The sequence below is a fragment of the Curtobacterium sp. MCJR17_055 genome (assembly GCF_003224335.1).
Classification (GTDB): domain Bacteria; phylum Actinomycetota; class Actinomycetes; order Actinomycetales; family Microbacteriaceae; genus Curtobacterium.
Genome location: NZ_QKLF01000006.1, coordinates 185956 through 199502, shown reverse-complemented (window position 1 = coordinate 199502; position 13547 = coordinate 185956). Strand labels below are relative to the sequence as shown.

Genomic DNA, 13547 nt, shown 5'->3' with positions numbered 1-13547 from the left:
GCCCGCTAGCCTCGACGGACCATGAGCGAACGACTGCGCCCCGGCCGCCGACCCTCGACCGGGCTCGTCGCCACGCTGCTCGCCGTCGTGGGCGTGCTCGCGCTCGGCACCGTGATCGCCGTGGGTGTCACGCATCTGGGGTTCCTCCGGGAGGGTCATCGCTCTCCATTCGTCACCTGGACGCTCATCGCTTGGACGGTCTTCGCGGCTTCCGTGCTGGCGCTCAGGTTCGTGCCGCCGCACCTCGTGACGCGGATCGTGCTCGGTGGGGCGGTCGTGGTCGGCATCGCGGCCCTCGTCGGCCCGCCGAACACGAGCACCGACTCCGCACGCTACGCCTGGGACGGCATCGTGCAGCACGCGGGCGTGTCCCCCTACGCGCACACGCCGCAGTCCGAGGCCTTGGCAGGTCTCCGCCCGGAGTGGTTGTTCCCGGACAAGGTCGACGGCACGTGCAAGCCGCTCGAGCCGCGGTACCGCGGACTCGGGGACGGCGCGCTCGGGCACTGCACGGCGATCAACCGTCCGGACGTCCCGACGATCTACCCGCCGATGGCCGAGCTCTGGTTCGCCCTGGTCCGGGTCTTCGTGCCGGCCACGGCGCAGTACATGCCGTTCCAGGTCGCCGGACTGCTCGTCTCGCTCGGCGTCACGGTCGGCCTGCTCGTCGTCCTCCGCCGGACCGGCCGACCGACGTGGTGGGCCGCGCTGTGGGCCTGGTCACCGCTCGTCGCCGCCGAGGCCGTGACGAACTCGCACGTCGACGTCGTCGGGGCCGCGCTGGCCACCGCGGGTGCCGTGCTCGTGGCCTTCGGTCGGCCGATCTGGGGCGGCATCGCGCTCGGTGCCGCGACGGCGACGAAGCTCATCCCGGCGATCGTCTACCCCGCACTGCTCGGCCGGTGGCGGAGCTGGTGGGCGATCCCGGTCGGCATCGCCGTGTTCGGGCTGCTCTACGTGCCGTACGTGCTCTCGACCGGGCCGAAGGTGCTCGGGTACCTGCCGGGCTACCTGTCGGAGGAGGGCTACGAGGACGGCTCGCGCTTCGCCCTGGTGGCGGAGGTCCTGCCCGGCGACGCGGCGACGATCGCCGTGGGCCTGATCGTCCTCGTCGCGGCGGTCATCGCCTGGCGGCTGTCGGACCCCGCGAACCCGTGGTCCGGGCAAGTGTTCATGATCGGCGTGACCTTCCTCGCGGTGACCCCGCGCTACCCCTGGTACGCGCTGCTGCTCATCCCGTTCGTGGTGCTCTCCGGCCGGTGGGAGTGGCTGTCCCTGACGCTCGCCATCGCGCTGCGCGGGGTGTGGCCGTCGGTCGTCGCCTACCGGTGGTGGCTGCTCGCCGCGATCGCCGTCGTGCTCGTCGTCACCCTCGTCCGCACGCGCCGCGAGGACTGGCTCCGGTGGCGGGACCGCCTGCTCGGCCGGAGCCCGGGAGCCCCGCTGCCCGCCGGAGACGCGAGCCGCGGTCCCCGCGACGTATCCTGACGACATGCCGGCCCAGATGCTCCCCTCGACGGGTCTGCTGAGCCGTGTGCGTCCGGGAGCGACGGACACCGCGGTGCACCCCCTGGTCGCACAGCATCCGGGTCTCCCGCCCCGGCCCGACGGCGACCCGGGCCTGGTGGACCGGTTCGGCCGGTACGCCGTCGACCTGCGGGTGTCCCTGACGGAGCGCTGCAACCTCCGCTGCACCTACTGCATGCCGGCCGAGGGTCTGCCCTTCGCGCCCGACGCAGCGCTCATGTCCGTGGACGAGATCGCCCGGCTCGTCGGCCTCGGGGCGCGGGAGCTCGGCATCCGCAAGGTCCGCTTCACGGGCGGTGAACCGCTCCTCCGCAAGGACCTCGTCGACGTCATCGCCCGGTGCGCGGCGGCCCACCCCGACCTCGAGCTGTCCCTCACCACGAACGCGATCGGACTCGCGGGTCGCGCGGCAGCGCTGCGAGCGGCCGGACTGCACCGGCTGAACGTCTCGCTCGACACCGTGGACCCGGACGTCTTCGCCGAGGTCACCCGGCGCCCGTTCCTCGACCGCGTCCTCGAGGGGATCGCCGCCGCGGCCGACGCCGGCCTCGGGGTGAAGATCAACGCGGTCCTGCTGCGCGGGGTGAACGACCACCTGGCGTCCGAGCTGCTCGCGTGGTGCCTGGAGCGCGGCCACGAGCTGCGGTTCATCGAGCAGATGCCGCTCGACCCCGGGCACGCCTGGGACGCCACGACGATGATCACGGCCGCGCAGATCCGCGACCTGCTCAGCGCCGACCACGTCCTGACCCCCGACGACGCCCCGCGGAACGGCGCTCCGGCCGAGCGGTACCGGGTGCGGTCCCGGGCGACCGGCGCCGACCTCGGGACGGTCGGGGTCATCGCGAGCATCACCGAGTCGTTCTGCGGCGACTGCACGCGCACCCGGCTCACCGCCGACGGTCACGTCCGCAGCTGCCTGTTCTCCGACGACGAGACCGACCTGCTCGGTCCCCTGCGCGCGGGCGCCGACGACGCCGACGTCCTGGACCGCTGGCGGCGGGCGATGTGGGCGAAGCCCCGCGACCACGGCGACGACACCGACGGCCTCGTGCACCCGACCCGGGGCATGAGCGCGATCGGAGGATGAGGAAATGACCACCCTGCGCTTCTTCGCCGCCGCCCGTGCCGCGGTCGGCATCGACGACACGACCGTCACGGCGGACTCGCTCGACGCCGCCCTCCGTCAGGTCGAGGCTGCCGACCCCGAGCGCTGGGCCGCGCTGCAGGAGCGGTGCTCGTACCTGGTCGACGGGGTCACCACCCGCGACCGGTCGACGTCGCTCGACGGGGTGGCACTCGTGGACGTGATGCCGCCGTTCGCCGGCGGCTGACCAGCGCCCTGAGCTCAGCACACGGAGCTCAGCGCACGGGCGCCGGACTCCGCGCTCAGGACTCCCACACGGTGAGCTCGGTGGGCGGGACGTGCACCCGCACCGTCGATCCGACCGTCGCCCCGAGCGCCGCGACCGCGGCCAGGGTCAGGTCGGCGGACAGGTCGTCGGTGCGGAACCGCACCAGGCCGTTCCGCGGTTCGAGGGCACGGACGACCCGCGGCAGACCGGGGCCGACGCCGGTGTCCCGTGTCACGACCGCCGCCGTCGGGTGGTAGGCCGCCGACACGGGTCGACCGGCAGGCACGTGGTGCGCGGCCGACGCCAGCGGGCGCCCGTCACCGGAGCCACCGGAGCCACCGTCGAGCACGAGCCCGTCCGCCGTCGCGGTCCCGTGCACCACCACCAGACCCGAGAACGCCGCCGCGAACCCGCTCCGCGGACGCGCGAGCACCTCGGCCGGGGTGCCGGACTCGACGACCCGACCGTCCTGCAGGACGACGACCCGGTCCGCGAGGGCCATCACCTCGACCGGGTCGTGCGTCACGAGGACGCTCGGCCGACCGGACACGGCCGTGCGGAGGGCGGCGCGGACGTCCTCGCGCGCGCCGACGTCGAGTGCCGAGGTCGGTTCGTCGAGCAGCACGACGGCGGGGTCGGCGGCCAGGGCCCTGGCGATCGCGACGCGCTGCGCCTGCCCGCCGGACAGCGTCCCGGGCGCCCGGTTCGCCAGGTCGGCCACCCCGACGGCGGCCAGGGCGTGCCGGGCGGCCGCGCGGGCCTCCCGGCCGGACCGGCCCGCGGCCCGCGGACCGAAGGCGACGTTCGCGAGGACGGAGAGGTGCGGGAACAGGTCGGGCCGCTGGGCGACGAGTCCGATGCGGCGACGGTGTGCCGGGAGGCCCCGCCCGGCACCGGCGAGGACCCGGTCGTCGGAGCGGACCGCACCGCCGTCGAGCGGCAGGAGGCCGGCGACCGCGTCGAGGACCGTCGACTTGCCGGAACCGTTCGCACCGACGAGGGCCACGCACTCGGCCGGTCCGACGGAGAGGGCGACGTCGACGTCCCGGTCGTGGCTAACCACGTGCGCGACGAGGCCGGTCCGGGCTGCGGCGGCGGTCACGGCGTCACCGCGCGGGTCCGGACGGATGCCAGGCCGATGACGAGCACCGCGACGACCACGAGCACGAGGGCGAGGGCGACCGCGGCGTCCGGGTCGACCTCGCGCTGCAGGTACACCTCGAGCGGGAGGGTCCGGGTCACCCCCTGCAGGCTGCCCGCGAAGGTCAGCGTCGCACCGAACTCACCGAGCGCCCGGGCGGCGCAGAGCACCAGGCCGGACAGGATCCCCGGCAGCACCCGCGGCGTCGTGACGGTGAGGAACGTCCGGGTCGGGCCGGCGCCGAGCGTGGCCGCGACGCGCTCGTAGCGGTCCCCCTCGACGCGCAGGGCACCCTCGATCGCGGACGCCAGGAACGGCATGGCGACGAACGTCTGCGCCATGACGACCGCCACCGTGGTGAACGCGATCCGCAGTCCGTGCTCGTCGAGGAACGCGCCGACCACGCCCATCCGCCCGAACGCGGCCAGGAGCGCGAGCCCACCGACGACCGGCGGCAGCACGAGGGGCAGCAGCACGACCGCCCGCGCCACGCCGATCCACCGCGACCGGGACCGGGCGAAGAGCACCGCGAGCGGGTAGCCGAGCACGAACGAGACCCCGGTCGCCGCAGCCGCGGTCCCGAGGCTCAGGACCAGGGCCGTCCGGGACGCGGGTGACGTGACGAGCGCCACGAAGGAGCCCCACTCGACGCGGCCGACCATCGCGAGCACCGGCACGACGACGAACAGGCCGCCGAGCACGGCCGGCACCGGCAGCCACCACGGGACCGGTGCACGGCGGATGCTGCCGGAGCGGCCAGCGGCGCCGTGGCCGGCGGCACCGTGGTCGGCGGTGGTGCGGGCGGCGGCGGCACGGGTGGCGGTGGCACGGCGCACGACGGTCAGGGCTCCCCGAACCCGGCGGCGGCGAGCACCCGCTGGCCGGCGGGCGACAGCACGTACGCCGTGAACGCCCGAGCGGTCGTCGGGTCTGCCGCGTCCCGGAGCACGCTGATCGGGTAGGTGTTCACGACGTCCGCAGCAGCGGCGAACGGGACGCCCGCCACGTCCCCGCCCGCGCCCTGGACGTCGGTGCGGTAGACGATGCCCGCGTCCGCCTGACCGGACGTGACCTTGCCGAGGACGTCGGTGACGGACTGCTCCTCGCTGACCGGGTGCAGCTCGACCCCGCTCGCACGCTCGACGGCCGCGGTCGCAGCACCGCACGGCACTGGCGCGGCGCACGTGACGAGCTGCACGTCCGACGCCGTCAGGTCCGCGAGTTCGGACACGTGCAGCGGGTTGCCCGGCGCCACGGCGATCTCGAGCGTGTTCGTCGCGAAGGCGCGCGGCGGACCGTCCAGCAGGTCGGCCCCGAGCGCCTCGGTGCTCGCCTGGTCGGCGGAGGCGAGGACGTCGGCGGGGGCACCGTTGCGGATCTGCGAGACGAGATCGCTCGAGCCGGCGAACGAGAACGTCACCGTCGCGCCGGGGTGCGCGCGCTCGAACCCGCGCCCCAGGGTCGTGAAGGTCCGTTGCAGCGATGCCGCGGCGAACACCGTGACCGTCCTCGAGGGAGTCCGTTCCACGCCGCCGCCCGCGCGGTCGGCGGTGGGACCGCTCGCGCACCCGGCGGTCGTCAGCGCCAGCACGAGGACGGCTGCGAGTGCGGTCGCGCGTCGCATCGGCCCTCCACACTGCCGCAGGTGCGGCATCCACGGCTGATCCTATCCGCACCAGCGGTCGACGCCTCAGGCCGGTGCGAGCGGGAGCCCTTCCCGACGCCATGCGTCGACGCCACCGTCGAGGACGGTCACGGGCCTCCCGGCGGTTCGTGCCCACGCATCCGCGCGGGGCCCACGGGCGCAGGTCACGACGACCTCCGTGTCGGACGGGACAGCGTCCGGGTGCACGGACCCGGCGATGACGCCCGTCGCCCACTCGGCCGGTGTGCGCACGTCGACGACCGTCACCCGGTCGGCGGGGTCGGCGAGACGGGCGGCGAGCGCGGACGGGGCGATCCGCGCGGGCCGGGTCACGCCGTCCGCGTCCGCCGTCCCGGCCGGGAGGCCCGTGGGCCGTCGCGACGCCGGCCCACGTCGGACGGGACTCTCGGTCCACCGCCACCGCCGGGCGTCGACGGTGAGGAGCCGCCCGAGCAGGGGCTCGCCGAGACCCGCGACGAGGGCCGTCACCTGCGCGGCCATCACCGACCCGACCGCGCCGCAGAGTGACGGGAGGACCCCGTCGACCGCGCATGACCCCTCGTCCGGCAGGACCTCGGGGTGCAGGTCGTGGAAGTCGACACCGTCCGGACCGGCGTCCCGGAACACCGAGACCTGACCGTCCCAGGACAGCACCGTGCCCCAGACGAACGGGATCCCGAGCGGCGCGCAGGCGTCGGACACCGCACGGGTGACGTCGACGGCGTCCGCGGCGTCCACCACGACGTCGTGCCCGGCGACGTGCTCGGGCCGGAACCGTCCCACGACCGCGACGACCTCGAGCTCGGGGTCCACCGCGCGCGCCCGGGCGGCCGCGACCTCGGCCTTGGCGGAACCGACGTCATCGCCGGTGAACAGGGTCTGCCGGGACAGGTTCGACCCGTCCACGACGTCGTCGTCCACGATCGTCAGGCGACCGAGCCCGCTGCCGGCCAGGAGGGCGATCACCGGGGCACCGAGGCCGCCGGCACCGACGACGAGCACCCGGGCTCGACCGAGACGTTCCAGGACGTCCGGCCCCGCACCGGTGAGCGCCGCCGTGCGTGACCCGAGGCGTCGACGCGCGGTGCTGACGGGCGTGCTCGTGCTCGTGCTCGCGTCCGGTGTCGTGCTCACGCGTCCGTCTCCGGGCTCGCAGCCTCGACCGTCACCATCGTGGCCTTGACCGAGGCGACCGCGACGGACCCGACCTCGAGCCCGAGCTCCCGGACCGCCTCGGCACTCATCAGCGACACCACCCGGTGCGGCCCGCACTGCAGCTCGACCTGGGCCATCACCGTGTCGACGACCAGGCCCGTCACGATGCCGACGAACCGGTTGCGTGCGGAGCTCCGGACGCCCGACGGGTCGGCGAGCTGGTCGCCGCGCGACGAGGCGTACTCGGCGAGTTCCCGTCCGTCGACCACGGCCCTGCCCGCGGGGTCGGTCGCCCTCGTGAACGTGCCGCCCTCGACGAGCCGCCGCACGGTGTCGTCGCTGATGCCCAGGTAGGTCGCGGCGTCACGGATGCGGAGCTGCGTCATGACGACGACCCTAGACCGGGGACGACCCGGTACGACTTGTGGACACTCACCGTCTCGCAGGGCCCGACACCGGGTTCCCGTCCAGCGGCGCTCGGTACCGTGCTGGGCGTGAGTTCCCCCCGTACCGGCAGCATCGGCGTCCCGCACGCGGTCCGCCGGGTACCGGTGCGTGCCGGCGTCCGCGGGGCCGTCTCCGCCGCCGCGACGGCAGCGGTCCGGGTGCCGGAACTCACGATCGGCGCGGTGGGCGTCGTCGTCGCCGCGGCAGCCTCGTGGGTCCCGTCCGTCTGGTACGACGAGGCGGCGACCGTCACGAGTGCCCAGCGGTCCTGGGCGCAGCTCTTCGCGGAGCTCCACACCGTCGACGCCGTGCACGGTCTGTACTACGCCCTGATGCACGTCTGGTTCTGGCTCGTCGGGTACACCCCGTTCACGTTGCGCCTGCCGAGTGCGCTCGCGATCGGGGTCGCCGCGGGACTCGTCGTCGCCCTCGGCCGACGCCTCGGCGGACGACGGCTCGGCATCACGGCGGGCATCGTCTTCCTGCTCCTCCCCCGCGTGCAGTGGGCGGGGACCGAGGGGCGTCCCTACGCCACCATCACGACGCTGTCGGTCTGCCTGACGCTCGTGGGCGTCACGGCCCTGCGCCGCACCCGGTCACGCGCACCCCGGTCCACCGGGTGGTGGGTCGCCTACGGGGTGCTCGCCGTCGTCGCGGTGCTCTGCAACGTCTACCTGGCGCTCGCGGTCCTCGCCCACGCCGCCGCGCTCGCCTGGACCCTCGTGGCCGAACGGCACGCGCTGCGGACGGCCGTGGTCACCCGGGACGGCCGCACGCCCGGGCCGCCGCTCGTCACCGGTCGGGTGCTCGTCCGCTGGGCCGCCGCCGCCGGCATCGCGGCCGCCGTGGTCGCGCCGTTCGTGGTCGTCGTGTCCTCGCAGGCGAAGCAGGTCGGCTGGATCAAGGACATCAGCCGCGACACCCTCGGGCAGGTGTGGTCGACCGCCTGGTTCGGCGCGTCCGACCCGTACGCGGCCGTCATCTGGTCCCTCATGGTCGTCGGCGTCGGGCTCGCCCTCGTGCAGGTGCACCGCCGGGTGCCGTCCGCACGCGCCCTGTTCCGGGCGCAGACCGTGCGGGTGGCGCTGCCGCTCGTCGTCGTCCCCACCTCCGTGCTCCTCGTCGCGACGGCACTCGGTGAGCGCCTGTACTCGCCGAAGTACGCGACCCTCAGCCTGCCGTTCGTCGCGCTCCTCGTCGCCGTCGCGCTCACCGCGGTCCGGCCGAAGGCGCTGCTCGCCGCCGCCGTCGCGGTGCTCGTGGTCCTGTCGGTCCCCACGGCCGTGTCCGTCAAGGGCCCCGAGGCGAAGCAGGCGTCCACCTGGGCGCATGCCGCCGCGATCATCAGCGCCGAGCGCGCCGCCCGCCCGAGCGCCAACGAGGGCGTCGTGTTCGGCAGCGTCTACCGCCACCCGACGACGACCGCCGAGGTCATCCGAGTGTCCTACCCGGACGCGTTCTCCGGGCTGACCGACCTGGCCGTCGCGACCGACGGGGCCGACGAGGGCGTCCTCTGGAACACGAACGGCGACCTCGCGACGACCGTCCCGTCCCGTCTCGGCGACATCGACACCGTCTGGTACGTCGGCGGCACCTCCCGCACCATCCGGCCCGAGCTCAAGGCGGTGCTCGAGGAGCAGGGCTTCCACGTCGCGCACAACTGGCAGACCGGCAAGGTCATCATGTCGGAGTTCGTCCGCTCCTGACCCCGCGTCGCTGCCCGTGCGGGCAGCGGGTCAGTGCAGGACGCGGGCGCCGTGCACGGGACCGGTCGCGCGGAGTGCCACGCGCCCCGAGGCGCTCAGTGCGACCTGGACCTCGAGCGCGGCGTCACGGTCGGGCACCAGGAAGGCCACGGTGGGACCACTGCCGGACACGAGACCGGCCAGGGCGCCGGAGCGCTCCCCGAGCTCGAGCGTGTCGGCCAGGCCCGGCTGCAGGCGCATGGCCGGGGCCTGCAGGTCGTTGTGCAGGTTCTCGGCGAGGAGTTCGGCGTCGCCCGCCCGGAGCGCTTGGAGCACGTGCGCCTCGACGACGGGCGTCCGCGGGGCCGGGGAGATGTCGGCCCGGTAGCGCTCCCGGTGCTCGTCGAGCGCGCGGTACACCGACGGCGTGGAGAGCCCGGTGTCGCTCAGTGCGAGCACCCAGTGGAACTCGCCCTTCGCCAGCGCCGGGCTGAGCTCGTCGCCACGACCCGTCCCGACGGCGGTCCCGCCGGCGAAGGCGAAGGGGACGTCGGCCCCGAGTTCGGCGGCGAGCCGCAGCAGTTCGTCGCGTCCGAGTCCGGTGCCCCAGAGCGTGTCGACCGCCAACAGGGTCGCGGCGGCGTCAGCCGAGCCGCCGCCCATCCCACCGGCGACGGGCACCTGCTTGTCGATCGTCAGACGCACGCCGCCGCGGTGTCCGGCGGTCCGGGCGACGAGCCGTGCGGCCCGGAGCGCCAGGTTGGTGTCGTCCGTCGGCACCGAGGACGAGTCGATCGGCCCGGTGAAGCGGACGGAGAAGTCGTCGGCACGCTCGGCGGTGACGTCCTCGTACAGGGACACCGCCTGGTACGCGGTGGCGACGTCGTGGTACCCGTCGTCCTGCAGGGCGCCGACCGACAGGTGGACGTTGATCTTGCCCGGCGCGCGCGTCCGCACCCGACCGGGAGCAGGCATCGACGTCATGCGACCAACCTATCCCCGTCCCGCCGGTCCACCCGCCGTCCATACCGGACGGGAGGCCCGTGGCGGCGCCGCCACGGGCCTCCCGTCCGACGGCTCACGCCGCAGCGGCAAAGCCGCGCTCCAGGTCCGCGATGACGTCGTCGACGTGTTCGAGGCCGATGGACAGCCGGATGAGCCCCTCGCCGACGCCCGCCGCGGCCCGCTCGGACGGGGTCATCTGCACGTGGGTCGTCGACGCCGGGTGCACGACGAGGGAACGGACGTCACCGATGTTCGACACGTGGTCGAAGAGCTCGAGCGCGGACACGAAGCGCCGCCCGGCCTCGACCCCGCCGGCCAGGTCGAACGCGAGGACGCTCGACGGCCCCTTCGGCACGTACCGCTGCTGCAGGTGGTGCCACGGGGAGCTCGGCAGGCCGGCGTAGTGCACGTGCTCGACCTGGTCGTGTGCATCGAGCCAGGACGCGACCGTCGCGGCGTTCGACACGTGCCGGTCCATGCGGAGCGACAGCGTCTGGATGCCCTGCAGCACCAGGAAGGCGTTGAACGGGGCGATCGCCGGGCCGAGGTCGGCGGAGAGCTTCGAGCGGGTGCGCTGGATGAACGCACGGCGACCGAACTTCTCCGCGAAGTTCGTACCCGAGAAGCCCGAGTGCTCGGTCGTGGTCAGCTGCGGGTACTCGTCCGGGTGTGCCGCCCAGTCGAAGTTGCCGCTGTCGACGATGAGTCCGGCGATGGCGCTGCCGTGCCCGGCGAGGTACTTCGTCGCGGAGTGCACGACGATGTCCGCGCCGTGCTCGATCGGCCGGACCAGGTACGGCGTCGCGATGGTGTTGTCGACGATGAGCGGGACGCCGGCCTCGTGCGCGACACCCGCCACCCCGGCGAAGTCGAGGACGTCCCCGCGCGGGTTCGGGATGGACTCGCCGAAGAACGCGCGCGTCTCGGGTCGGACGGCCGCGGCCCACTCGTCCAGGTCCGTCGGGTCCTGCACGAACGTGAACGCGATGCCGAGGTCACGGAGCGTCGACGCGAAGAGCGTGTACGTCGCGCCGTAGAGCGACGCGCTCGACACGATGTGGTCCCCGGCACGGGCGAGCCCGAGCACGGCGAGCGACGTGGCCGCCTGCCCAGACGCGAGCGCGAGCGCGGCGACCCCGCCCTCCAGGTCGGCGATCCGACGCTCCAGCGCCGCAGCCGACGGGTTGTTCACCCGGGAGTACGTGTGCCCGGGTGCGTTGAGCAGGAACCGGTCGGCCGCGTCCTCGCCGGACGGGTACACGAAGGCCGCGGTCTGCGCGATCGGCGGCACGTTCCCGCCGAAGCCCGGATCGGCCTTGAACCCGGCGCGGATCTGCCGGGTCTCGAACGCCCAGTCGTCCTCGGCGGCCATCAGGACACCGTCTCCACGGGGACGGACGCACGCACGAGCGGGATGACCTGCTCGCCGAAGCGCTCCATCTCCTCGAGCTGCGGCGAGAACTGCAGGAGCAGGGTGTCCACACCCACCTCCTCGTACTCGCGGATCCGTGCGGCGACCTGCTCCGGCGTCCCGACGAACTGCGGGCGCAGGCCCCGGTTCGACACCGAGTAGTCCTCGAGCGACGGCACGTGCTCGAGCTGCGACTTCGAGATGAAGTCCTGGTAGGACTCGTACGCCTTGCCGTGCTGCACGTCGGTGATGCGTGCGAGCTCGGCCTGCGCTTCCTCCTCGGTGTCGCGCACGATCGCGTACGCGGCCATGCCGAACGCCTCGAACGGCGGGAGCCCGGCGTCCTCGCGGCGCCGGCGCATCTCGGCGATCTTCGTCCGGAGTTCCTCGACGGTGCCGCCGTGGGTGACGTAGGCGTCGGCGTAGTGGGTGATGCTCGCCTTGCCGGCCTCGCTCTCACCGCCGGCGTAGATGCGCGGGGTGACGCGGGGCTTCGGCTCGAGGTGGGCGTTCTCGATCTCGTAGTACTCGCCGGAGAAGCTGTACGGCGTCTCGCGCCACAACCCCTTCATGATCTCGACGAACTCCGCCGTGCGCTTGTAGCGGTCGTCGTGCTCGGAGAAGATGCCGCCGTACTGACGGGCCTCTTCCGCCCACCAGGCGCTCACGACGTTGAAGGTGAACCGGCCGCCGGAGATGTCGTCGATCGTCGCCGCCTGCTTCGCCGTCACCGCGGGCAGGTGGTATCCGGGCCGCATCGCCGCCATGATCTCGAGGCGCTCGGTCGTCGCCGCGATCGCCGCCGCGAGCGCCCACGCCTCCAGGCTCGGCGCTGCGACGCCCTTGATGTCGTTGAGGTTGAGCTCCGGCACGAGCGTCAGGTCGAACCCGATCCGCTCGGCGCGCTGCGCCAGGAGCTTCACGTAGTCGAACGTGACCGGCATCTGCTCGTCGTCGACGTTGCGCAGCCAGCCGCCGAAGAGCGGGGTCCAGTATCCGAATCGCACGGGGGTTCCTTGCTGGTGGAGATGACGGTCCGGAGGCTCGGTGCCGGTGGCGAGCCGGGCCTCCAGACCGGTGGGTGGGTCAGGCGGTGCCGTGTGGTGCGGCGGTGTCGTGTCGCCGGTCAGGCGTGCGCCGCCGGTGCGGCGGCCGTGGCGTACTCCGCGTCGAGCAGCCCGCCGAGGTAGCGGGCGATCGACCGCGGGCCCGAGGCCGGTGCGGCCTCCTCGACGGCGGGGTTGTAGTTCGTGTTCGTGTTGATGTCGTAGACGACTGTCCGACCGTCGGTCGTCTCCATGAACTCGACGCCGGCGATCGTGATCCGCTGGTCGGCGAGGAACGTGCGGAGCTGCTGCACGAGCGGGTGCTCCGCGGTCACCTCGGTCCGGACGCTGAACGCCGGGGGCGCTCCTGCGGTCTCCGTGCCGGGGACCTCGCACACCGCGCCGGCGATGACCTGCGGGACCTCGCATGCGTCGGCGGGGCAGAGCTCGAAGCTGCCCGCACTCGTGTCGACGCGGACGGCGTAGACGAACTCGCCGCCCACGAACTCGACGCGGGTGATGAACGGCTCACGAGCGGTCAGGTACTCCTGCAGCAGCGTGATGCCGTCCACCGGCTCCTCGAACTCCGGGCTGTCGACGTAGGCGTCGAACTCGGCGAGCGAGTCGAAGCGCCGGACGCCGAGGCCCTTGCCGCCCTGGTTGTGCTTCGTGATGAAGGGGACGTCCTGGCCGCCCGTGAAGTCCGCGGCCGCCTGCGTGAGCGTCGCCGTGCCGAACACCGCGGTGGTGCGGGGCACGTCGAACCCGGCCTGCTGCAGGAGCCCGTGCTGAGCGACCTTCGAGACCTCGAGCTCGAGCACGTGGCTGCCGCCGACGACCTGGCGGCCCGCTCGTTCGAGCCAGCCGAGCACCGCGCGGGTGTACTCCTTGCTGTGCTCGTGCCCGCGTGTGTGCGAGCTGGCCGACATGCGGCTCCAGTACACACCGGGCTCCGGTTCGGCGCCGAGGTCGATCTGCCCCTCGGTCAGCAGGAGCTCCCGCACCGGGACGCCCTCGGCCTCGAAGGCAGCGGCGAGCGGCGGGAACCACTCGGGGTTCTCGTGGATGACGGTCACGCGCGGAGTGCTCACCGCCCCACCCTAGGCACGCACGTGTGGAGGCTGCCAGGT

General features: G+C 73.7%; 13 protein-coding genes. 4 read left to right on the top strand and 9 right to left on the bottom strand.

Features of this window, described 5'->3' with window-relative positions:
* The first annotated feature begins 21 nt into the window (after nucleotides 1-21).
* From DEJ16_RS14630 to DEJ16_RS14620, 3 genes are read left to right on the top strand one after another with little or no spacing between them, the layout of a single operon-like run.
* Entirely contained in the window at nucleotides 22-1488 is a 1467-nt protein-coding gene (locus tag DEJ16_RS14630) for a glycosyltransferase family 87 protein (RefSeq protein WP_110825986.1), read from the top strand.
* Between the two features lie 4 nt (nucleotides 1489-1492).
* Nucleotides 1493-2617 carry a GTP 3',8-cyclase MoaA gene (gene moaA / locus DEJ16_RS14625; protein ID WP_258366008.1) on the top strand — a complete coding sequence of 375 codons (1125 nt, stop codon included), beginning with the start codon at nucleotides 1493-1495 and terminating at the stop codon, nucleotides 2615-2617.
* A gap of 4 nt (nucleotides 2618-2621) precedes the next feature.
* Nucleotides 2622-2861 (top strand): MoaD/ThiS family protein, encoded by a 240-nt coding sequence (locus DEJ16_RS14620; protein WP_110825985.1) that lies wholly within the window; start codon nucleotides 2622-2624, stop codon nucleotides 2859-2861.
* A 55-nt stretch (nucleotides 2862-2916) separates the two neighbouring features.
* Here DEJ16_RS14620 and DEJ16_RS14615 read toward each other — a convergent pair whose 3' ends face one another.
* The 5 genes from DEJ16_RS14615 to DEJ16_RS14595 all read right to left on the bottom strand — a co-directional run bounded on the left by DEJ16_RS14615 (nucleotide 2917) and on the right by DEJ16_RS14595 (nucleotide 7209).
* A complete protein-coding gene (locus DEJ16_RS14615; RefSeq protein ID WP_181419620.1) occupies nucleotides 2917-3984 on the bottom strand; it encodes an ABC transporter ATP-binding protein in 1068 nt (355 codons plus the stop codon).
* Nucleotides 3981-4766, bottom strand: a complete 786-nt coding sequence (locus DEJ16_RS14610) for an ABC transporter permease (protein ID WP_110826053.1) — start codon at nucleotides 4764-4766, stop codon at nucleotides 3981-3983. The genes DEJ16_RS14615 and DEJ16_RS14610 overlap by 4 nt, the downstream gene beginning before the upstream one ends.
* 98 nt (nucleotides 4767-4864) lie before the next feature.
* Nucleotides 4865-5647 carry a molybdate ABC transporter substrate-binding protein gene (gene modA, locus DEJ16_RS14605; RefSeq protein WP_110825983.1) on the bottom strand — a complete coding sequence of 261 codons (783 nt, stop codon included), beginning with the start codon at nucleotides 5645-5647 and terminating at the stop codon, nucleotides 4865-4867.
* A 66-nt stretch (nucleotides 5648-5713) separates the two neighbouring features.
* A complete protein-coding gene (locus DEJ16_RS14600) occupies nucleotides 5714-6802 on the bottom strand; it encodes a ThiF family adenylyltransferase (protein ID WP_110825982.1) in 1089 nt (362 codons plus the stop codon).
* Nucleotides 6799-7209, bottom strand: a complete 411-nt coding sequence (locus tag DEJ16_RS14595) for a molybdopterin-binding protein (protein ID WP_110825981.1) — start codon at nucleotides 7207-7209, stop codon at nucleotides 6799-6801. The genes DEJ16_RS14600 and DEJ16_RS14595 overlap by 4 nt, the downstream gene beginning before the upstream one ends.
* Nucleotides 7210-7317: 108 nt before the next feature.
* Here DEJ16_RS14595 and DEJ16_RS14590 point away from each other — a divergent pair, with 108 nt between their 5' ends.
* Nucleotides 7318-8976, top strand: coding sequence for a glycosyltransferase family 39 protein (locus DEJ16_RS14590; protein ID WP_146232902.1), 1659 nt, complete (start codon nucleotides 7318-7320; stop codon nucleotides 8974-8976).
* Nucleotides 8977-9006: 30 nt separating this feature from the next.
* On the opposite strand, the gene DEJ16_RS14585 is transcribed toward DEJ16_RS14590, so the two are convergent.
* The 4 genes from DEJ16_RS14585 to DEJ16_RS14570 all read right to left on the bottom strand — a co-directional run bounded on the left by DEJ16_RS14585 (nucleotide 9007) and on the right by DEJ16_RS14570 (nucleotide 13508).
* A complete protein-coding gene (locus DEJ16_RS14585) occupies nucleotides 9007-9939 on the bottom strand; it encodes a 4-(cytidine 5'-diphospho)-2-C-methyl-D-erythritol kinase (protein ID WP_110825979.1) in 933 nt (310 codons plus the stop codon).
* 94 nt (nucleotides 9940-10033) lie between these two features.
* Complete coding sequence (locus DEJ16_RS14580; protein WP_110825978.1) at nucleotides 10034-11332, bottom strand: O-acetylhomoserine aminocarboxypropyltransferase/cysteine synthase family protein; 1299 nt, start codon at nucleotides 11330-11332, stop codon at nucleotides 10034-10036.
* A complete protein-coding gene (locus DEJ16_RS14575) occupies nucleotides 11332-12378 on the bottom strand; it encodes an LLM class flavin-dependent oxidoreductase (RefSeq protein ID WP_110825977.1) in 1047 nt (348 codons plus the stop codon). Before DEJ16_RS14575 ends, DEJ16_RS14580 begins: the two co-directional genes overlap by 1 nt.
* Before the next feature lie 119 nt (nucleotides 12379-12497).
* Nucleotides 12498-13508 (bottom strand): RimK family alpha-L-glutamate ligase, encoded by a 1011-nt coding sequence (locus DEJ16_RS14570; RefSeq protein WP_110825976.1) that lies wholly within the window; start codon nucleotides 13506-13508, stop codon nucleotides 12498-12500.
* Nucleotides 13509-13547: the final 39 nt, after the last annotated feature.